We start from the raw sequence: 18,415 nt of genomic DNA, 5'->3' as shown, positions 1-18,415 counted from the left end.
GTCGCCATGACCGGTCTGATGTCGGGTAAGCGCGGGCTCATCATGGGCGTCGCCAATAGCCATTCGATCGCCTGGGGCATTTCCCAGGCGCTCTCGCGCGAGGGTGCGGAGCTTGCCTTCACCTATCAGGGCGAAGCGCTCGGCAAGCGCGTGAAGCCGCTGGCGGCCCAGCTGAACTCTGATCTCCTGCTGCCCTGCGACGTCGAGGACCTCGGCTCCGTCGACACCGTCATCGAGACTCTGAAAGAGCGCTGGGGCAGCCTGGATTTCATCGTTCACGCCATCGGCTTTTCCGACAAGAACGAGCTGAAGGGCCTGTACGCCGATACGAGCCGCGACAATTTCAGCCGGACCATGGTCATCTCCTGCTTCTCCTTCACCGAGATTGCGCGCCGTGCGGCCGAGATGATGACGGAGGGCGGCTCCATGCTGACCCTGACCTATGGCGGCTCCGTGCGCGTCATGCCGAACTACAACGTCATGGGTGTTGCCAAGGCAGCTCTCGAAGCTTCCGTGCGCTATCTCGCTGCCGATTACGGCCCCCGCGGCATCCGCGTCAACGCGATCTCGGCGGGCCCCATCCGCACCCTTGCCGGCGCAGGCATTTCCGACGCGCGCGCCATGCTCTCCTGGAACCAGAAGAACGCGCCGCTCCGCCGCACCGTCACCATCGACGACGTCGGCAACTCCGCCCTCTACCTCCTCTCCGACCTCGCCTCCGGCGTGACGGGAGAGATCCACTACGTCGATTCCGGCTACAACATCACATCGATGCCCGTGCTGGAGACGCTGCGGAACGCGGACGGGGCGTGAGGTTGCTCAGCAACCGTCACCTCTGATCCAAAAGTATCCCTGAATGAAAAAAGGCGCCGCGATCATCTCGCGGCGCCTTTTGCATGATGGGACGTCTATTGCCCGAAGTCGGTCTACTTCCGGCCCCACAGAATCTTGAAGCGCGCATTCCGGCAGGTTTCGCCCCATTCCTTGAAGGTCGCGTTCATGGTCGGCTCGTAGGGCAGGCCACGATTGGCGACCAGCATGACGCGGCCGCCGGCCTTCAGGGACTTGGCGGCCATGGCGATCATCGCGGCGCCCAGAGCCGGGTCTGCGGCCTGCGTCTCATGGAAAGGCGGGTTCATGACGATGAGGTCGTAGTGGTCGCGCGGTGCTTCCTGCGTGAGGTCCTGCCAGTGAAAGCGCGTCGGCACCTTCGGCGCATTGGTCTTCAGGTTGCCGCGCGCAGCCTCCAGCGCGTGATAGTCGGCCTCGAACAGGTCGATGCCTTTGACATCAGGCGCGCGCTCGGCGAGTATCACGGAGAGGTAGCCCCAGCCTGCGCCGAAATCTGCGGCATGGCCCGCGAAGTCCGTGGGCAGGCGCGAGGCCAGCAGTTCCGAGCCGCCATCGATCCGGTCATGCGAGAACATGCCGGGAGCGGCATCGAACCGGCCCTCGACGCGAACGGGCTTCGAGGCGAAGCGCTCGATCTCGGCTGCCGGATCCTCGGGGCGCGCGAACCAGAAGGCGACACCGTGATATTTGGGCATGCTGTCGCCACCCCACTCCAGCGCGCTGATGCGCTTGCGCAGAGACTGGATGCCGTCTTCCTTGGTGCCGGCGACAACGATGAGGCCACCGATACGGGTACGCTTCAGCGCCTCTGCGATGCGGTTCTCGTTCTCGCCGCGGTGCTTGCCGCAGAGGATCAGCGTGGCGGCGTAATCGTCGCCTTCGACAAAGGGCGTGACATTGGCGCCGGCAGAGACCAGCGCGCGATAGGCCGGGCGGCTCGGCTGAACGCAGACCAGCGCCGCATCGAAGCCTTCCGGCAACCGGTAGCCGGTTTCCGCGGCCAAAAAGAGGACGCGTTCGCCTTCGCCCGGCGGCGACAGCACGCCGCTGTCGAAGGGATGAAACAGGGTCTTGACCTTGTCGCTCGTCATTGCGTCTTGCCTCTTCGGCGGCCTGTTGCGGCTGCCCGTCGTGCCGGATCTCGTCAGGATACCAGCGGTGTTCGTCTTGTCGCGGCCGCGGGGCCGCTTTCGTGATCATGCAAGAAGGGCGCGGAGCGATCAACGCCCCGCGCCCTTCCTGTCAAAATGCGGCGGCTCGCCTTATTCGGCGGCTTCGCCACCCTTTTCGCTGACTTCCTTGCCGGTCGCCTGATCGACGACCTTCATGGACAGGCGGACCTTGCCACGCTCGTCGAAGCCCATCAGCTTGACCCAGACCTTGTCGCCTTCCTTGACGACGTCGGAGGTCTTGGCAACGCGGTCTGTCGCCAGCTGCGAGATGTGCACGAGGCCGTCACGCGGGCCGAAGAAGTTGACGAAGGCGCCGAAGTCGGCGGTCTTCACAACGGTGCCTTCGTAGATCTGGCCGACTTCCGGTTCCGCAACGATCGAGTGGATCCACTTGCGGGCCGCTTCGATTTCCTTGCCGGAAGACGATGCGATCTTGATCGTGCCGTCGTCTTCGATGTTGACCTTGGCGCCGGTCTTCTCGACGATTTCGCGGATGACCTTGCCGCCGGAGCCGATGACTTCCCGGATCTTATCGACCGGGATCTGCATGACTTCGATGCGCGGTGCGAATTCGCCGAGCTGGCTGCGGCCCTCGGTGATGGCGTTGGCCATCTCGTTGAGGATGTGCTTGCGTCCGCCCTGCGCCTGGCTGAGCGCGACCTTCATGATCTCTTCGGTGATACCGGCGATCTTGATGTCCATCTGCAGCGAGGTGATGCCGGCATCCGTGCCTGCAACCTTGAAGTCCATATCGCCGAGGTGGTCTTCGTCACCCAGAATGTCGGAGAGAACCGCGAAGCGGTCGCCTTCGAGGATCAGGCCCATGGCGATGCCGGCAACCGGCTTTGCCAGCGGAACGCCTGCATCCATCAGGGCCAGAGACGTGCCGCAGACGGTCGCCATCGAGGACGAGCCGTTCGACTCGGTGATCTCGGAGACGACGCGCAGCGTGTAGGGGAACTGGTCCGGGCTCGGGAGCATCGGACGGATCGCGCGCCATGCGAGCTTGCCGTGGCCGATTTCGCGGCGGCCCGGGGAGCCCATGCGGCCCGTTTCACCGACCGAGTAGGGAGGGAAGTTGTAATGGAGCAGGAAGCGCTCCTTGTACATGCCCGTCAGGCTGTCGACGTACTGCTCGTCTTCGCCGGTGCCGAGCGTGGCGACGACGATCGCCTGCGTTTCGCCGCGGGTGAAGAGAGCCGAACCGTGGGTGCGCGGCAGGATACCGACTTCCGATACGATCGGACGAACGGTCTCGAGATCACGGCCGTCGATGCGGCTCTTGGTGTCGAGAATGTTCCAGCGGACGATCTTGGCCTGCAGGTGCTTGAAGACCGCGCCGATGACTTCGTTCGTGTAGCGAGCCTCTTCGCCTTCGGGGAAGAAGTGCGCCTTGACCTTGGCCTTGACGGCGTCGACGGCCTTGTAGCGGTCGGCCTTCTGCGTGATTTTGTAGGCGTCGCGCAGTTCGGCTTCGAAATGCTGGAGCATCTCGCCTTCGAGCGCGGAATGATCTTCCGGTTCGAATTCGCGCGGCTCCTTGGCGGCGACTTCGGCAAGCTTGATGATCGCGTCGATCACCGGCTGGAAGCCCTTGTGGCCGAACATGACGGCGCCGAGCATGATCTCTTCGTTGAGTTCCTTGGCTTCGGACTCGACCATCAGGACGGCGTCCTGCGTGCCGGCAACGACGAGGTCGAGAACCGATTCGTCCATCTCGTCGAGATGCGGGTTCAGGACGTATTCGCCGTTGATGTAGCCGACGCGCGCGCCGCCGACCGGGCCCATGAAGGGAACGCCGGAAAGCGTCAGCGCAGCGGAGGCTGCAACCATCGACAGGACGTCCGGATCGTTTTCAAGGTCGTGCTGGACGACGGTGACGACGACCTGGGTGTCGTTCTTGTAGCCTTCCGGGAAGAGCGGGCGGATCGGACGGTCGATCAAGCGGGAAACCAGCGTTTCCTTTTCGCTCGGTCGGCCTTCGCGCTTGAAGTAGCCACCCGGGATCTTGCCGGCGGCATAGGTCTTTTCCTGGTAGTTGACGGTCAGCGGGAAGAAGTCCTGGCCGGGCTTGGGCGACTTTGCCGAAACGACGGTGGCGAGAACGACGGTTTCGCCGTAGGTGGCGAGAACGGCGCCATCGGCCTGGCGGGCGATCTTGCCCGTTTCCAGCTTCAGCGGGCGGCCTGCCCATTCGATTTCGACGCTATGGGTATCGAACATATCTTGTCCTAACATTTGTGCGGCAAGGCCGCGCCGCAGGCCTTTGTAAAGAACGGCGCGTGCGGCCCTGCATGGTCGACACATCACGGGCAAGACAACGGGAGGCTTCCGGGTTCACGAAGCCAGACGAGGCTCCGAAGCATCCTGCAATCCTGCCCCATGACAGGTCATCTGTTGCTCTGCAGTCCGGCACGTCCGGCCTGCTGGTGGACTTTCAGTCGAGATGCGGAGACCGCATCCATAAAAGAGGCCGGCGGGCGAGCGCCTTCAGGCGCCGCCCGCCGGGAACGATCTTAACGGCGGATGCCGAGGGAAGTGATCAGCTTGGTGTAGCGGGCCTCTTCCTTCTTCTTGAGGTAGTCAAGAAGCGAACGACGGCTCGAAACCATGGCGAGAAGGCCACGACGCGAGTGGTTGTCCTTCTTGTGGCCCTTGAAGTGTTCGGTCAGGTTGTTGATCCGCTCGGTCAGGATGGCCACCTGGACTTCCGGAGAACCGGTGTCGCCTTCGGTGGTTGCGTATTCCTTGATCAGCTGGGTCTTGCGTTCTGCAGTGATCGACATCGTGTGATCCTTTCGATTTTAAGGATTGCGGGTCGCCGGCAGCCGGGATGTCGTCTAGCTGCGGCCTTGAGGGCAGAAGGAGACAGGCACGTTAAAGCCCATCCTTATGCTGGCGGTGCCTATAAAGCATTCGTGACAGAAAGGAAAGAGCCGCATTCCCGGCCTTGCCACGTGGGGAGGCCTTCCCCTAACCTGCAGCACCTTTGCCGCCATCGGGCGCGGGCGTGTTCAGCCGGGCGCTGTCGATCTCCACGCGCCACTCGATGCCGTCCTCGTGCATGAGGCGCTGCAGCCGGGCGTCCAGCGACATGCCGAGCATGCGCTCCAGCACGAGCGTGCCGAAACCCTTGCGGCCGGGCGCGCGCATCTCCGGCGTCAGATCGGCGGCACTCTCGCGCCAGACGAGGCGGAACGTCTCATCGTCGAGGGTCCAGGCGAGATCGACACGACCGCTCGCATTGGCGAGCGCGCCGTATTTGGTGGCGTTGGTGGCGAGCTCGTGCAGCGCCATGCCGAGCGTCTGCGACACCTGCGTATCCAGCCGCACGGGAGGTCCGGAGATGTGGAAGCGATCGCAATTATCGGGAATGAAAGGCTGCAGCTGATTGCGCGCCAGTTCGTCCATATCGATGCCCTGGGCGGCGTTCGCGATCATCAGGTCAGTCGAGCGCGCGAGCCCCGCAACCCGTCGTCGGAAGGTTTCTACGAAATCCTGCCGGCTTTCGAGAGAGGCTGCGGACTGCGTCAGCATGGACTGGATGACGCTCAGCTGGTTCTTGGAGCGGTGCGCCACCTCGCGCATCAGGAACCGGATCTCCGCTTCGGCCCGCTCCCGCTCTTCGGCCGCTTCCGAAAGCGCGGCGGATACGATCGTCACCTCTTCCACCATATGAGGGCGCATCGCGACCGGCTCGCCTCGACCGAGCCTGCGCGCGTCATCCGCCAGCAGGCGCACGCCCCGGCTCATCATGCGCGCGATGGCGAGCGAAATGCCAAGGGCGATGGCGGCGAAGACAAGCGCACCGCCCGCCAGCCAGACATAGGAGCGGCGCGCGGCCGCATCGACATCGGCGGCCTTCGCCCAGGCGACGATCTTCCAGCCGCTGAGCACGGAGAACTCGGTGACCGTGCGGTAGCGTATCCCGGCCTCGACGGCTTCGCCCACCCCCACCCGCATCGACGGCACGATGGACATGAAGAACGGCCGGCCCGGCTCGATCTTCGGATCGGAGGCGACCACGACATCGCCCGCGCCGTCGATGATCGCGGCGTTCCAGCCCGGCGACAGCACGTCGCGACCGATCGCGCGCTGGAGCGAGACCGCATCGCGCGTAAGCGTCATCAGGTAGTCGCCCTGCCGGTTGGCGGAAAAGACGGGGAGATAGACGTTAAACACCCAGGTCTTGGCCGTCCGCCCGAAGAAGACCGTGGAGACCAGAGGCGCGCCGCTGCGAAAGGCCTGATCCACGGAGACGGGATCGGAGGCGCGTCCCAGGGGCTGGCCGAAGGGAATGCGCGTATTGATCAGCTGCTGATAATTGCGGTCGATGATCAGGAGGTTCATGCCCGTACCGGCCAGAGCCGAGGAGGCGCGCCTGTAGAAAGCGCCAAGATCCGAGTTCTCCAGCGACCGCGATGACGCCAGCACCCGCAGCGTGGTCAGCATGCCATCCACCTCGCGCTCCACGGCCCGCGTGACGGAGCCGGTGGATGCCTTGAGAAGCGCGGTCACCACGCGCTCCTGATCGTCCATGCTACGTTTCAGCACGATCATCGAGAAGAGGAAGCACGGGATGATGGCGACCAGCAGCAGGGCCGCGAGATAGAAGGCCAGAGGACGGCGCAAACGTCTGCGCAGGCTGGAAAGCCCGCCGATCACCCGTTGGCGCAAGCCTCTGTTCAGCCCACCACCCAAGATCCCCGCCCCCGAAGCGCCGCGCATGTCCCGAAACACGCCGCCCTTGGAACCGGATCCGGATGAAGCATCACGGACCGGCTCGCTCCCTTGCACCATCTGTCATCCGGCAAGGCCGAATGCCCGAATCACGTCACTAGACCACCCCCGGCGCTCTTTGGAAAGACACCGGAATTCGTTTGCGCGGAAGCGGACGGCTTGCCCAGTCGGCGGGACCCGATCAGCGTGACAGATCAGTCGGTGTTGAAGACGCGCTTGGGGCGGAACTCGCCTTCGCCGATTTCGCCGATAGCAACCAGCCGGCCGCGAACGGTGGCATAGGCCTCGTCTTCGGCGAGCGGCGCATCCCGACCGCGAAGGATGATGGGGTTGCCCATGCGGATGCGGTGCGCCTGATCCTCGCTGATGGCGATATGCGGCAGGTTCGACAGGGCTTCGCCTGTATCGATCAGGAAAGCGTCGAGCGCGGCCAGCCGATCCTCGTCGCTCTCGATGGATTCGAGCGCTGTCAGTTGCGACAGAGGCACCATCTTGTCCTCGGCAAAGGGCGCGACGAAGGAGCGGCGCAACGAGGCGATGTGGCCAAAACAGCCGAGATCGCGGCCGAAATCGCGCGCGAGCGAGCGGACATAGGTGCCCTTGCCGCACTCGATCTCGAAATGCGCGAGCTGGGGCGTGCAGCCGAGAAGCGACAGGCGGAAGATCTCCACTTCGCGTGGCGGAATATCAAGCACCTCGCCGCCACGCGCCAGATCGTAGGCGCGTTCGCCGGCGATCTTGATGGCGGAGAATTGCGGGGGGACCTGCTCGATGACGCCGGTATAGTTCGGCAGGAGCGCTCGGACGTCTTCCTCGCTCGGGCGCTTGTCGGAGGACTGAACAACCGAGCCTTCCAGATCGTCCGTCGTGCGCTCTTCGCCCCAGGCGACGGTAAATTCGTAGATCTTGCGGCCGTCCATCACGTAAGGCACGGTCTTGGTGGCGTCGCCCAGCGCGATCGGCAGCATGCCCGAAGCCAGCGGATCGAGCGTGCCGGCATGTCCCGCCTTCTGGGCCTTGAAAATCCACTTGATCTTGGAGACGGCTTCCGTCGATCCGAAATCCAGCGGCTTGTCGAGGATCAGCCAGCCGGAGACCGGCCGCCCTTTTGGTTTGCGCGGTTTACCCATCGTCTTGTCGTTCCAATATTCGTGTCGGTTTCGTGGAAACCCGAAGGTCTCGCATCCTGTTCACGCACATCGCGTCATCTATGACGCATAGCGCTCTAGCGGTCGTCGGCCTCGTCATCGCTTGGGCCGAGATCGCGCGCGACATCGGGCGATCGCAGTAGATCGTCGATCTTCTTGTAGTTGTCGAAGCTCGTATCGTCCTTGAAGCGCACTTCCGGCATGTACTTCATCTGGCGAAGATGCGGCGACAGGCGGCCCCGGAGAAACTTTGCATGTCGGTTCAGCGCCTCGATGATGCCGTCGTGATCGGCGACGCCGAGCGGCGTCACATAAGCCGTCGCCACCTTCAGGTCCGTCGACATGCGGACTTCCGAGATGGAGATGACCGTGCTCTCGATCAGGGCATCGCGCACCTCTCCCCGCTGCAAAACCTGAACCAGGGCTGCGCGGACTTGTTCGCCGACCCGCAGCATGCGCTGGGTGCGGCCCGAAGAGGTGGATTTGGCCATGGTGTATCCAATATCGAGCGCCGATCTCGGCGCGATTGAGGCGGTGCAATGCCTCTTTCGAGGCTGAAGGTCAAGGCTCGGCGCGCAAAAGTCCCGCAAATGCGGGCTTGGACCGCCCTCTTGATCGGATTGCCAGCGCATGATCTCTATCTGACGACACGAAGCCCGCGGAGCCGCCATGCACGTCCTCGTCATCGAAAACATGCCCCATTCGGATCTGGGTCTCGTTGGCATCGCGCTGACGGAGGCCGGCGCCCGTCTGGATGTTCTCAAGGCCTATGCGGGCGATCCCCTGCCGATGGGACCGGAGCCCTATGACGCGATGGTGGTGCTGGGCGGGGAGCAGAGCGCGCTCGACGATGACCTCCATCCCTATCTGCCGGCGCTTGTCCGCCTGATGCGCCGATTTACGGAGACGGACAGGTCCGTGCTCGGCATCTGCCTCGGCAGCCAGCTCCTCGCCCGCGCGCATGGCGGCGACAATCGTCTCGGCGTTGCACCCGAGTTCGGCTGGCAGGAGGTCTCTCTGACGGTGGCCGGGCAGGCGGACCCGGTCCTGTCTGCGGCCGGCGCACATTTTCCGGCCTTCGAGTGGCACTCGGACACGTTTACCCTGCCTCCGATGGCAGAGGTTCTGGCGTGGAACGACGCCGTTCCTCTGCAAGCTTTCCGCATCGGCCGGGCAAGCTATGGCATGCAGTTCCACTTCGAGGCGGGAACGGCCGTTATCGCCCGATGGAAGGAGATCTACAGGGACCAGATCGACCGGATCGACGCCGGCTGGCTCTCCCGCTCCGCCGCACTCGAAGCGCAACACGGTGCCGCCTCGGACGCGGCGGGACTGGCGCTTGCACGCGCCTGGGTCCGCACGATCGCCGTGTCGCAGGCTGTGACCATCGCGACGGTGGATGCGGCCTGACGCCGTGGGTCACACTATTTCCGTATGCCATAGCCGGCTGTCTCGACGCCGGCGTCCTTCATTGATGCGCTCATCAAAGGCGTAACGTAAGGTCCGCCGACCATTGCAGCATGGTGCCCTTACGCCTAGTATGGCCATCATGAATACATGGAGGACGCGCCGGCTTCTGGCGTGCATGGCAATGACGAACACAATCGGCCGGACCCCGACCTCATCCTTTCTTGACCGGATGGATGTGCGCATGAAAGCCCTCCTGGGCTTCAGCCTGCCGGTTGCAGGCCTTTGCGCGCTTATTGCTGCTGCGAGCCTTTCCGGTACGGCCGGCCCGGTCGAAGCGGCGGATTGCGACGCGACGCCCAATTCCGGGATCGACTGGAGCGGCTGCAGCAAGGCCAACCTGATGTTGCCGTCGAGCACGCTGACCAAAGCAGTTCTTGCGGGTGCAAACCTGTCGGCCACCGATCTCGGCGGCTCGGACCTCACCGGCGCGACCCTCGAAAAGGCCACGCTGATCCGGGCCTCGCTCAGCGGCGCGACCGCCGAGAAGGCGAACTTCTCGCGGATCGAAGCCTATCGCTCCAATTTCTCCGGTATCAAGGCGGCCGGAGCATCCTTCTATGGAGCCGAACTTCAGCGCACGAATATAACGGAAGCCGACCTGACCGGAGCGGATTTCAGCAAGGCCGAGCTTTCGAGGGTCAACTTCTCGAAGTCGACCATCACCGGCACGCGCTTCTCGCTCGCCAACCTCGCTCGTGCAAAGCTGACCGGTGCGACCTTCAAGGGTCCGATCGCCTTCGATGAGGCGTTCCTGTTTCTCACCCGCGTCGAGGGGCTGGACCTTTCGGCTGCAACCGGACTGAAACAGGAGCAGATCGCGCTCGCCTGCGGCGATGGAAAGACGAAGCTTCCGCCGGGACTGACATCGCCGCCGAACTGGCCCTGCAAACACGACTGAGAAACGGACAGAAACGAGAACGTTCGAATGGCGCCTTCTCCGCATCTCCCGCTGACGGGCGCCTGTCGTTGCGCAAAGGTTCGTATCTCCATCAGCGCGCCGCCGATCGTAACGATGGCCTGTCATTGCACCGGATGCCAGAAGATGACGGGCGGACCGTACTCCCTGAGCGTCGCCGTTCCCGCATCGGGCTTTTCGGTCACCGAGGGAGAGCCGGTCATCGGCGGACTTCACGGCGAGATGCTGCACCACTTCTGCTGCCCGCACTGCCTGAGCTGGATGTTCACGCGGATCGAGGGCATGCCGGACATGGTGAACGTCCGCGCCACCATGCTGGACGACACGGCATGGTACCGTCCCTTCATCGAGACCTATACCTGCGAAAAGCTCGCCTTTGCCGAGACGGGCGCTGCTCACAGCTACGAGCGTTTTCCGCCGAGGGAGGATTTCGAGGGGTTGATCGCGGAATATCGATCGGAGGGATGACGATCAGAAGCCCTGGAAAAGAAAGTCGAGGGCTGAGGTGATGTCGTCGGAGCGGGAGGACAGATTTGCAACCTCACGCCCGATGTCTCTCTGATCGACGGAAGACATCCTCTGCGTGGCCATGGAATATGTTTGCCCGTCGATGACAAATCGAGGATTCAATCGACTGAATGACCATGTCATCGTCGTTATCGGATATAATGGCGCCATAACCCTTGTCGGCAGGAGTTCCACGAGATCCGCCTGCAGATCCAGCGCGATGACGTCAGAAGACTTCAGCTCATAGACACGGAAGCGTGCCATCAGAACTGACGATATTTCGCCAAGGGCAGACCGTGTTTTTGAATATATTCTCTTTCAGCTCTGAAGGCCTCGGCATTCTCGATCAGCCACAGCCGCTCCCGCTCCGCCTTGACCGCCTTGGCGACGCCGTCGGCAGCCGCGCTTGATATATCGATGTTCAGCTCCAGCGCGTCGGCAACGAGTTTTTCGTCCAGCGAGACGTCGGGCCGTGTGCGGGCAGTTTGCGACATGAGAACATCCTCGATAGAAATCCCGAGCCGTCCTGCATCGCTTTTTTAAAAGTGCAGGCCGCGTCCGGGCGAGAGTGACAGGATAAACCATCCCGCCCGGATTGAAAGAGACGATCCGTCACGCATCTTCGGCGCGGCATGATGGCTCTCTGTCAGATATCGACTTTTCTGGAGCAACCTGCGCCGGCTCTAGGCCGCGACCGTCTCGTCCTCGACAGCTGCATCCGGGGCGTTCTTCCTGACGGATTCGATGCAGTTCCTGGCACCCGCTTTCGAGGCGTAGGCTTCGGACTGGACCATGGGCTCGCCGTTCGCCGCCTTGAAGCGGACGAAATGTTCGCCGCCTTTGTTCTCGACGATCTCGAAACGATATCCGGAGCCGGTTTCGTCCTTGGTCAGATCGACCGTCGACGCGCCCGGCGCATTTTTCTTGATCGAGTCGATGCAGTTCCTGGCGCTGGCCTTGGAAGCGTAGTTCTCCGACCAGACCATGACCTCGGCATTGTAGAGGAACTGAACGCGGAACTGGCCGCTGGCGGCTTTCAGGATCTTGAACCTATGCATGTCATATCCTCCCTTCGGACACGGCCGGATGCCGTCCTCCGTGAGGAAGATCTACAACAAAATTTGCGCCTCAGGAATGCGTATTAAAAAAGACATAGCCGATGTACTGCCGATATTCCGGCAGCACATCGGCTGCATTTCAGGACGTTATTCGTCGCTCATCTTCAGAGCGGCGATGAAGGCTTCCTGCGGGATGTCGACCTTGCCGAACTGGCGCATGCGCTTCTTGCCGGCCTTCTGCTTGTCGAGCAGCTTGCGCTTGCGGCTGGCGTCGCCGCCATAGCACTTCGCCGTCACGTCCTTGCGCATGGCCGAGATCGTCTCGCGGGCAATCACGTTGCCGCCGATGGCCGCCTGAATCGGGATCTTGAACATGTGCCGCGGGATCAGGTCCTTTAGCTTCTCGCACATGTCGCGACCGCGCTTTTCGGCCGCCGAGCGGTGCACGAGCATCGAGAGCGCATCGACAGGTTCGCCATTGACCATGATCGACATCTTCACGAGGTTACCCTCCTTGTAGCCGTCGAGATGATAGTCGAAGGAGGCATAGCCCTTGGAGATCGACTTCAGCCGGTCGTAGAAGTCGAACACGACTTCGTTCAGCGGCAGCTCGTAGGTCAGCATGGCGCGCTTGCCGACATAGGTCAGCTCGGTCTGCACGCCGCGACGGTCCTGGCAAAGCTTGAGAATGCCGCCGAGATAATCGTCAGGTGTCAGGATCGTCGCCTTGATCCACGGCTCGTGGATTTCGGAGATCCGCACCGGATCCGGCATGTCGGCCGGGTTGTGCAGCTCCTTCTCGGAACCATCCGTCATGGTCAGCTTGTAGACCACCGACGGTGCCGTCGCGATCAGGTCGAGGTCGAACTCGCGCTCCAGCCGCTCCTGGATGATTTCGAGGTGCAGAAGCCCGAGGAAGCCGCAGCGGAAACCGAAGCCGAGGGCGGCCGAGCTTTCCATTTCGAACGAGAAGGACGCGTCGTTGAGGCGCAGCTTGCCCATGGCCGAGCGCAGATCCTCGAAATCCGCCGCATCGACCGGAAAAAGGCCGCAGAACACCACCGGTTGGGCCGGCTTGAAGCCCGGCAGCGCTTCCGCCGTCGGCTTCTTGTCTTCGGTGATCGTATCGCCGACGCGGGTGTCGGCCACTTCCTTGATGGAGCCTGTGAAAAAGCCGATTTCGCCCGGTCCAAGGCTGTCCACGGCCAGCATCTTCGGCGTGAGAACGCCGACGCGCTCCACCTGGTATTTGGCATCCGTGCCCATCATGCGGATCGTCTGGCCCTTGGAGAGCACGCCGTCGATAACGCGCACGAGAACCATGACGCCGAGATAGGTGTCGTACCAGCTGTCGACCAGCAGCGCCTTGAGGGGTGCTTTCTCGCCGCCCGGGCTTTTCGGCGCCGGCAGCTGGTGGACGATGGCTTCGAGAACGTCGGGAATGCCGAGACCGGTCTTGGCCGAAATCAGCACGGCCTGGCTGGCGTCGATGCCGATGACCTCCTCGATCTGCTCGCGGATGCGGTCGGGCTCGGCCGCCGGCAGGTCGATCTTGTTGAGGACCGTGACGATCTCGTGATTGTTGTCGATCGCCTGATAGACGTTCGCCAGCGTCTGGGCTTCCACGCCCTGGCTGGCATCCACCACCAGCAGCGAGCCTTCGCAGGCCGACAGCGAGCGCGAGACTTCATAGGCGAAGTCCACGTGCCCGGGGGTGTCGATGAGATTCAGGATGTAGGTCTCGCCATTGTTGGCCTTGTAGTGCAGACGCACCGTCTGGGCCTTGATGGTGATGCCGCGCTCGCGCTCGATGTCCATCGAGTCCAGCACCTGCTCGGACATGTCGCGTTCGGCAAGGCCGCCCGTCGACTGGATCAGCCGGTCGGCAAGCGTCGACTTGCCGTGGTCGATATGGGCGACGATGGAGAAGTTGCGGATATGATCCAGCGGCGTCTTGGAGGATGGTGTGCTCATGCGCCCGCATATAGCAGCGCTCCCGACGCCCGCAAAGCGGGAAATGCAGGGTGTTCAGCTTTCGGATACCATAATTCCGCATGTCGCCTGAGAGGGTTGACTCCACTATAGAAGATTGCAATTCTCCTATGATGGAAAATAGCGCACCTCCATCCGACGCCGACATCGGCGAGCGACTGCGATCTCTGCGTCAACGACACGCAACGACCCTCGATGCACTGGCGCAACGCGCCGGCGTCAGCCGCGCCATGATCTCCCGGATCGAGCGGGGCGAGGCCAATCCGACAGCACAGCTTCTGGCGCGCCTCTGCCACGCGCTCGGCACGACCCTGTCGCGCTTCTTCGCCGAAGATGCGCCGCCGGACAGCCCCTTGCGACGGGTGGAAGACCAGCATGTCTGGCGTGATCCGGAAACCGGCTATGTCAGGCGGGCCGTGTCGCCGGAAGCCACGGGATCGCCGGTCGATATCGTCGATGTCGGCTTCCCCTCCGGCGGGCGGGTCGTCTTCGAGCCGCAGGCTTTCGACAGTTGCACGACGCAGCATCTCTGGCTGATCGAGGGCCGCATGACGATGACGGCCGGGGACGAGACCTATCACCTCCACCCGGGAGACTGCCTGTTCATGCGGCTGAGCGAGATGATCGTGTTCTCGAACCCCCATGCGGACCCGGCCCGCTACGCCATCATCCTCCATCGCGGTCATCCGCAGACGAACAAGGGACGTTCATGACCATGCCGACGAAGGACACATTGCCCGATACATTGCCCGCGATCCGCCGCCTGACCGGCGAGGATGCCCGCGCAGCGATCCCGGCCCTTTCGGCGATCCTGATCGATTGCATCGCGGACGGCGCATCCGTCGGCTTCCTCCAGTCCTTCGGCGATAAGGATGCGGCGACCTACTGGGCCGGCGTTGCGGACGCCGTGACATCATTACACACAGTGCTGCTGGTGGCGAAATGCGATGGCGAGATCCTGGGAACGGTTCAGCTCGGCATCGGCCTGCCTCCGAACCAGCCGCATCGCGCCGACCTGAAGAAGCTTCTCGTCCACCGGCGCGGTCGCAGGCGTGGCCTTGCCCGCCTGCTGATGACGGCAGCGGAGGACGAGGCGCTGGCGCTCGGGCGGCATCTTCTCGTGCTGGACACGGCAACCGGCAGCCCGGCCGAGGCGATCTATGCGCGGCTCGGCTGGACCCGCGCCGGCGTCATCCCCGATTACGCCCTCTTTCCGGATGGCAGCTTCTGCGGTTCCACGTTCTTCTACAAGCCGCTCGCAGCATCCCGCACCCCACTGGCCGCACCCCCACTGGCCGCACGCCCACTGGTTTGACCGGAACGCGATTTCCATCGTCCCCGTTTCCATCATAAGGCCTCAATCAATGTTATGAGGAACAGGGAGCAATTTTGGGGACCCTTGATTCGATGATGAAGAAACTCGCCATCGTGGCCGTCTCGGCCATCTACCTTTCCGGCTGCACGACGACCGACCCGTATACGGGCGAACAGAAGATGTCGAACACGGCAGGCGGCGCGCTGATCGGCGCGGGCCTCGGTGCGGCAACCGGCCTTCTCGTCGGCGGCAGCGCCCGCGGGCGTCGGGATTCTGCGCTCGTTGGCGCCGGCATCGGCGCGCTCGGCGGCGGCCTTATCGGCAACTACATGGACAGCCAGGAAAGCGAGCTGCGCGCGCAGCTTCAGGGCACCGGCGTTTCCGTCACCCGCCAGGGCGACCGCATCATCCTGAACATGCCGTCGAACATCACGTTCGCGACCGATCAGGATCAGGTCATGCCGGGCTTCTACTCGACGCTGAACTCGGTCGCCATCGTGCTGCGCAAGTTCAACAAGACGCTTGTCGATGTCGATGGCCACACGGACTCGACCGGCAGCGCCGGCCACAATCAGGCCCTGTCGGAACGCCGCGCCGCCTCCGTCGCCAACTATCTGGGCTCGCAGGGCGTGGACCAGCGCCGCATGTCCGCCATGGGCTACGGCGCCGAACGTCCGGTCGCTTCCAATTCGAGCGAGGCCGGCCGGGCCCAGAACCGCCGCGTGGAAATCTCCATCGCGCCGATCAAGGAACAGTAAGCGTTATCTCTGCAGGAATGACAAAAGCCGGCCCGGAAGTGCCGGCTTCAGATCGTCGGTAGAGATTTCCTCGCGAGGCGTCATCCTCGGCCTTGTGCCGAGGATCTGCAACGCGGTGCAAAATCAATACGGTGCAGATGCTCGGGACAGGCCCGAGCATGACGGAAGAGCGTATTTCCAACGTCATCTGCTGCCTAAGAAGCCGGTGCCGCAAGGTGCCGGCTTTTCCCGTTCAGCGCGGGGGATAATCGTGGACGGCGCCGCGAAAATCCTCGATCCTGTGGCCCTGATCCGTCCGCTCGATACTCGGTGCGGCAATGACCGACTTGCCGTGGCCGCCGGGAATGTCGAGCACGTAGGTCGGCTGGCAGAGGCCGGAAATCACGCCGCGAAGCCCGGCGACCAGCGCCTGCCCTTCCTCCACCGACAGGCGGAAATGCGCGGTTCCCGGCGCAAGGTCCGGGTGGTGCAGGTAATACGGCTTGATGCGGGTCTCCACGAAGGCCCGCATGAGCGCCGAGAGTGTTTCCACGGTGTCGTTCACGCCCTTCAGCAGCACCGTCTGGCTGATCATGACGATGCCGGCATCCACCAGCAGGGCGCAGGCATCGCGCGCTTGCTGCGTCAGCTCGCGCGGATGGTTGGCATGCAGCGCGACATAGACCGTCTTGCGGCTGGCGCGAAGGGCTGCAATCAGCGCCGCATCGATCCGCGCGGGATCGACGGCGGGAACGCGGCTGTGCAGGCGAACGATCTTGACGTGGTCGATGACGGAGAGACGCGCCATGATGTCCGCCAGACGGCGGGGCGACAGCACCAGCGGATCGCCACCCGTGAGAATGACCTCCCAGATCTCCTTATGATCGGCGATATAGGCGATCGCCGCATCCAGCGCGTCCGCCGCCAGCGTTCCCAGACCGTCCGGACCGACCATCTCGCGGCGGAAACAGAAGCGGCAATAGACCGGGCACACATGCACCGCCTTCAGGAGCACGCGATCCGGATAGCGATGGACGATGCCTTCGACGGGACTATGGGCGGCATCGCCGATCGGGTCGGCACGCTCTTCCGGTTTGTGGTCGAGTTCGGCGACATCGGGAACGAACTGAAGCGCGATCGGATCGCGGGGATCGGCGGGATCGATGAGCGCGGCCATGGCGGGTGTTACAGCCACGGCATAGCGACGCGCGACCGCCTCGACATCGCCGGCCTGTTCGCCGAGCAGCCCGGCGTCCCGCAACTGAGATATGCTTTTCAATGCTGTCCCGCTCAACGCGGCTCTCCCGTGTCCGTGACCGGCGCCCAGAGGACCTGCTCGATGCGCGACGCGTCCGTCGCCAGCATCACGAGCCGGTCGAAACCCAGCGCACTGCCGCTCGCCTCCGGCATGATCGCGAGCGCTGCGAGAAAATCCTCGTCCAGCGGATAACGCTCGCCATAGATGCGGCTCTTTTCCGCCATCTCCAGCTCGAACCGCCGCCGCTGCTCGCCGGCATCCGTCAGTTCGCCGAAGGCATTGGCAAGCTCGACGCCGCAGGCGTAAAGCTCGAACCGCTCCGCCACACGCGGATCTCCAGGCGACGGGCGGGCGAGCGCGGCCTCGGCCACCGGATATTCCATCAGGATCGTCGCGCGGCCCATCCCCAGATGCGGCTCGATTTTCTCGACCAGAACACGGCTGAAAAGGTCGGACCAGCTGTCATCCCCCGCCATACGAATACCGGCACCGCCCAGGGCTGCGGCCAGCGCATCGCGGTCGGTCTCGCCCGTGGATGTCACCGTCGCCAGGAGATCGATACCGGCATAACGGGTAAACGCCTCGGCGAGCGTCAGGCGCTCGGGGTCGAGCGCGGGATCGCAGAGGCGACCGCGATGGCTCAGCATCCGTGTTCCCGCAGCCTCCGTCGCGCATATCAGCATCGCGTGGCAGTCCGTCATCAGCGACCGGTAGGTTTCGCCCGTCCGGTACCATTCGAGCATGGTGAACTCGGGGTGATGCAACGGGCCGCGCTCCCGGTTGCGATAAACCGGGGCGAAACAGGCGATGCGATGCTCTCCCGCTGCCAGCAGCTTCTTGCAGGCGAATTCCGGCGACGTGTGAAGATAAAGCGGCGTGCGCAATCCGTCGTGACCGATCGCCGCCGTCTCGAAAGCATGGAGATGGGCTTCGTTGCCGGGCGAGACCTGAAGGGCTGCGGTCTCCACTTCGATAAAGTCCTCACGCGCAAGGTAGGAACGCAGCGCCGCCTTGATCCGGTTTCGCGCCAGCAGGAACGGGCGTCGGTCGGCGTGAACATGCGGTGTCCACCAGGGGGAAGCTGCGGCTGGCGTCATGGCAGGATCGGTCACTCGTTCGGTGTTGGGGGTTCGGCTTCGGGCATCGCTTGAGCCCGCGAGCAGCCCTTCGTGTTCAGGCATTCTTGGCGTCCGCCGCGCGGCCCGCACTGGCTATTTGCCTTGATATGCGCTAGGTGCGGCCCAAATCCG

At 63.4% G+C, this 18,415-nt stretch carries 19 protein-coding genes and 1 pseudogene; 7 read left to right on the top strand and 13 right to left on the bottom strand.

What is annotated here, in order from left to right; translation table 11 throughout:
* The first annotated feature begins 6 nt into the window (after positions 1–6).
* Complete coding sequence (gene fabI, locus BSG19_RS06210) at positions 7–813, top strand: enoyl-ACP reductase FabI (RefSeq protein ID WP_092985999.1); 807 nt, start codon at positions 7–9, stop codon at positions 811–813.
* A gap of 113 nt (positions 814–926) precedes the next feature.
* Here fabI and BSG19_RS06205 read toward each other — a convergent pair whose 3' ends face one another.
* From BSG19_RS06205 to rbfA, 6 genes are all read right to left on the bottom strand, one after another.
* Entirely contained in the window at positions 927–1,943 is a 1,017-nt protein-coding gene (locus tag BSG19_RS06205; RefSeq protein WP_092985997.1) for a class I SAM-dependent methyltransferase, read from the bottom strand.
* A gap of 171 nt (positions 1,944–2,114) precedes the next feature.
* Positions 2,115–4,247: a polyribonucleotide nucleotidyltransferase gene (gene pnp, locus BSG19_RS06200; protein WP_092985995.1), complete on the bottom strand. Its 2,133-nt coding sequence runs from the start codon at positions 4,245–4,247 to the stop codon at positions 2,115–2,117.
* Positions 4,248–4,540: 293 nt separating this feature from the next.
* The gene (rpsO, locus tag BSG19_RS06195; protein WP_092985993.1) at positions 4,541–4,810 is read right to left on the bottom strand and encodes a 30S ribosomal protein S15; all 270 of its coding nucleotides are present in this window, start codon (positions 4,808–4,810) and stop codon (positions 4,541–4,543) included.
* Between the two features lie 187 nt (positions 4,811–4,997).
* Positions 4,998–6,701 (bottom strand): sensor histidine kinase, encoded by a 1,704-nt coding sequence (locus tag BSG19_RS06190; protein ID WP_244529116.1) that lies wholly within the window; start codon positions 6,699–6,701, stop codon positions 4,998–5,000.
* A gap of 257 nt (positions 6,702–6,958) precedes the next feature.
* On the bottom strand, positions 6,959–7,894 hold the full coding sequence (truB, locus tag BSG19_RS06185; protein WP_092985991.1) for a tRNA pseudouridine(55) synthase TruB: 936 nt from the start codon (positions 7,892–7,894) through the stop codon (positions 6,959–6,961).
* Between the two features lie 95 nt (positions 7,895–7,989).
* Complete coding sequence (gene rbfA / locus BSG19_RS06180) at positions 7,990–8,403, bottom strand: 30S ribosome-binding factor RbfA (protein WP_092985989.1); 414 nt, start codon at positions 8,401–8,403, stop codon at positions 7,990–7,992.
* 178 nt (positions 8,404–8,581) lie between these two features.
* On the opposite strand from rbfA, the gene BSG19_RS06175 reads away from it, so the two are divergent.
* The 3 genes from BSG19_RS06175 to BSG19_RS06165 all read left to right on the top strand — a co-directional run bounded on the left by BSG19_RS06175 (position 8,582) and on the right by BSG19_RS06165 (position 10,766).
* On the top strand, positions 8,582–9,322 hold the full coding sequence (locus BSG19_RS06175; RefSeq protein ID WP_092985987.1) for a type 1 glutamine amidotransferase: 741 nt from the start codon (positions 8,582–8,584) through the stop codon (positions 9,320–9,322).
* A gap of 241 nt (positions 9,323–9,563) precedes the next feature.
* A complete protein-coding gene (locus BSG19_RS06170; RefSeq protein WP_092987233.1) occupies positions 9,564–10,280 on the top strand; it encodes a pentapeptide repeat-containing protein in 717 nt (238 codons plus the stop codon).
* A 27-nt stretch (positions 10,281–10,307) separates the two neighbouring features.
* Complete coding sequence (locus BSG19_RS06165; protein ID WP_092985985.1) at positions 10,308–10,766, top strand: GFA family protein; 459 nt, start codon at positions 10,308–10,310, stop codon at positions 10,764–10,766.
* Between the two features lie 3 nt (positions 10,767–10,769).
* Here BSG19_RS06165 and BSG19_RS06160 read toward each other — a convergent pair whose 3' ends face one another.
* The 5 genes and pseudogenes from BSG19_RS06160 to lepA all read right to left on the bottom strand — a co-directional run bounded on the left by BSG19_RS06160 (position 10,770) and on the right by lepA (position 13,837).
* Positions 10,770–11,069, bottom strand: coding sequence for a CcdB family protein (locus BSG19_RS06160; RefSeq protein ID WP_092985983.1), 300 nt, complete (start codon positions 11,067–11,069; stop codon positions 10,770–10,772).
* Positions 11,069–11,299 carry a type II toxin-antitoxin system CcdA family antitoxin gene (locus BSG19_RS06155; protein WP_092985981.1) on the bottom strand — a complete coding sequence of 77 codons (231 nt, stop codon included), beginning with the start codon at positions 11,297–11,299 and terminating at the stop codon, positions 11,069–11,071. The genes BSG19_RS06160 and BSG19_RS06155 overlap by 1 nt, the downstream gene beginning before the upstream one ends.
* Positions 11,300–11,488: 189 nt before the next feature.
* Positions 11,489–11,698, bottom strand: a complete 210-nt coding sequence (locus BSG19_RS26335; RefSeq protein ID WP_244529173.1) for a YegP family protein — start codon at positions 11,696–11,698, stop codon at positions 11,489–11,491.
* Between the two features lie 12 nt (positions 11,699–11,710).
* Positions 11,711–11,863 (bottom strand): annotated as a pseudogene (locus BSG19_RS26330) (DUF1508 domain-containing protein); the annotation flags it as partial.
* Positions 11,864–12,010: 147 nt separating this feature from the next.
* Positions 12,011–13,837: a translation elongation factor 4 gene (gene lepA / locus BSG19_RS06145; protein WP_092985977.1), complete on the bottom strand. Its 1,827-nt coding sequence runs from the start codon at positions 13,835–13,837 to the stop codon at positions 12,011–12,013.
* 131 nt (positions 13,838–13,968) lie between these two features.
* On the opposite strand from lepA, the gene BSG19_RS06140 reads away from it, so the two are divergent.
* The 3 genes from BSG19_RS06140 to BSG19_RS06130 all read left to right on the top strand — a co-directional run bounded on the left by BSG19_RS06140 (position 13,969) and on the right by BSG19_RS06130 (position 15,928).
* Positions 13,969–14,568: a helix-turn-helix domain-containing protein gene (locus BSG19_RS06140; RefSeq protein ID WP_092987232.1), complete on the top strand. Its 600-nt coding sequence runs from the start codon at positions 13,969–13,971 to the stop codon at positions 14,566–14,568.
* A 32-nt stretch (positions 14,569–14,600) separates the two neighbouring features.
* A complete protein-coding gene (locus tag BSG19_RS06135) occupies positions 14,601–15,170 on the top strand; it encodes a GNAT family N-acetyltransferase (protein ID WP_092987231.1) in 570 nt (189 codons plus the stop codon).
* Positions 15,171–15,262: 92 nt separating this feature from the next.
* Positions 15,263–15,928: a YiaD family glycine zipper/OmpA-like lipoprotein gene (locus BSG19_RS06130; RefSeq protein ID WP_092985975.1), complete on the top strand. Its 666-nt coding sequence runs from the start codon at positions 15,263–15,265 to the stop codon at positions 15,926–15,928.
* A 232-nt stretch (positions 15,929–16,160) separates the two neighbouring features.
* Here the strand turns inward: BSG19_RS06130 and BSG19_RS06125 are convergent, their stop codons facing one another.
* Together BSG19_RS06125 and epmA are read right to left on the bottom strand one after the other, a co-directional pair.
* Complete coding sequence (locus BSG19_RS06125) at positions 16,161–17,201, bottom strand: lysine-2,3-aminomutase-like protein (protein ID WP_092985974.1); 1,041 nt, start codon at positions 17,199–17,201, stop codon at positions 16,161–16,163.
* On the bottom strand, positions 17,198–18,262 hold the full coding sequence (gene epmA, locus BSG19_RS06120; protein ID WP_092987229.1) for an EF-P lysine aminoacylase EpmA: 1,065 nt from the start codon (positions 18,260–18,262) through the stop codon (positions 17,198–17,200). Before epmA ends, BSG19_RS06125 begins: the two co-directional genes overlap by 4 nt.
* Between the last annotated feature and the right edge of the window lie 153 nt (positions 18,263–18,415).

This window comes from Rhizobium sp. NFR03 (genome assembly GCF_900111275.1).
Taxonomy (GTDB): Bacteria; Pseudomonadota; Alphaproteobacteria; order Rhizobiales; family Rhizobiaceae; genus Ferranicluibacter.
This window is presented reverse-complemented; position numbering and strand designations above follow the sequence as displayed.

Excerpts from the sequence above, each read along its gene's own strand:
- fabI (WP_092985999.1), top strand. The coding sequence starts at position 7 with ATGACCGGTCTGATGTCGGGTAAGCGCGGGCTCATCATGGGCGTCGCC.
- BSG19_RS06205 (WP_092985997.1), bottom strand. The coding sequence starts at position 1,943 with ATGACGAGCGACAAGGTCAAGACCCTGTTTCATCCCTTCGACAGCGGC.
- pnp (WP_092985995.1), bottom strand. The coding sequence starts at position 4,247 with ATGTTCGATACCCATAGCGTCGAAATCGAATGGGCAGGCCGCCCGCTG.
- rpsO (WP_092985993.1), bottom strand. The coding sequence starts at position 4,810 with ATGTCGATCACTGCAGAACGCAAGACCCAGCTGATCAAGGAATACGCA.
- truB (WP_092985991.1), bottom strand. The coding sequence starts at position 7,894 with ATGGGTAAACCGCGCAAACCAAAAGGGCGGCCGGTCTCCGGCTGGCTG.
- rbfA (WP_092985989.1), bottom strand. The coding sequence starts at position 8,403 with ATGGCCAAATCCACCTCTTCGGGCCGCACCCAGCGCATGCTGCGGGTC.
- BSG19_RS06175 (WP_092985987.1), top strand. The coding sequence starts at position 8,582 with ATGCACGTCCTCGTCATCGAAAACATGCCCCATTCGGATCTGGGTCTC.
- BSG19_RS06170 (WP_092987233.1), top strand. The coding sequence starts at position 9,564 with ATGAAAGCCCTCCTGGGCTTCAGCCTGCCGGTTGCAGGCCTTTGCGCG.
- BSG19_RS06165 (WP_092985985.1), top strand. The coding sequence starts at position 10,308 with ATGGCGCCTTCTCCGCATCTCCCGCTGACGGGCGCCTGTCGTTGCGCA.
- BSG19_RS06160 (WP_092985983.1), bottom strand. The coding sequence starts at position 11,069 with ATGGCACGCTTCCGTGTCTATGAGCTGAAGTCTTCTGACGTCATCGCG.
- BSG19_RS06155 (WP_092985981.1), bottom strand. The coding sequence starts at position 11,299 with ATGTCGCAAACTGCCCGCACACGGCCCGACGTCTCGCTGGACGAAAAA.
- lepA (WP_092985977.1), bottom strand. The coding sequence starts at position 13,837 with ATGAGCACACCATCCTCCAAGACGCCGCTGGATCATATCCGCAACTTC.
- BSG19_RS06140 (WP_092987232.1), top strand. The coding sequence starts at position 13,969 with ATGGAAAATAGCGCACCTCCATCCGACGCCGACATCGGCGAGCGACTG.
- BSG19_RS06130 (WP_092985975.1), top strand. The coding sequence starts at position 15,263 with ATGATGAAGAAACTCGCCATCGTGGCCGTCTCGGCCATCTACCTTTCC.
- epmA (WP_092987229.1), bottom strand. The coding sequence starts at position 18,262 with ATGACGCCAGCCGCAGCTTCCCCCTGGTGGACACCGCATGTTCACGCC.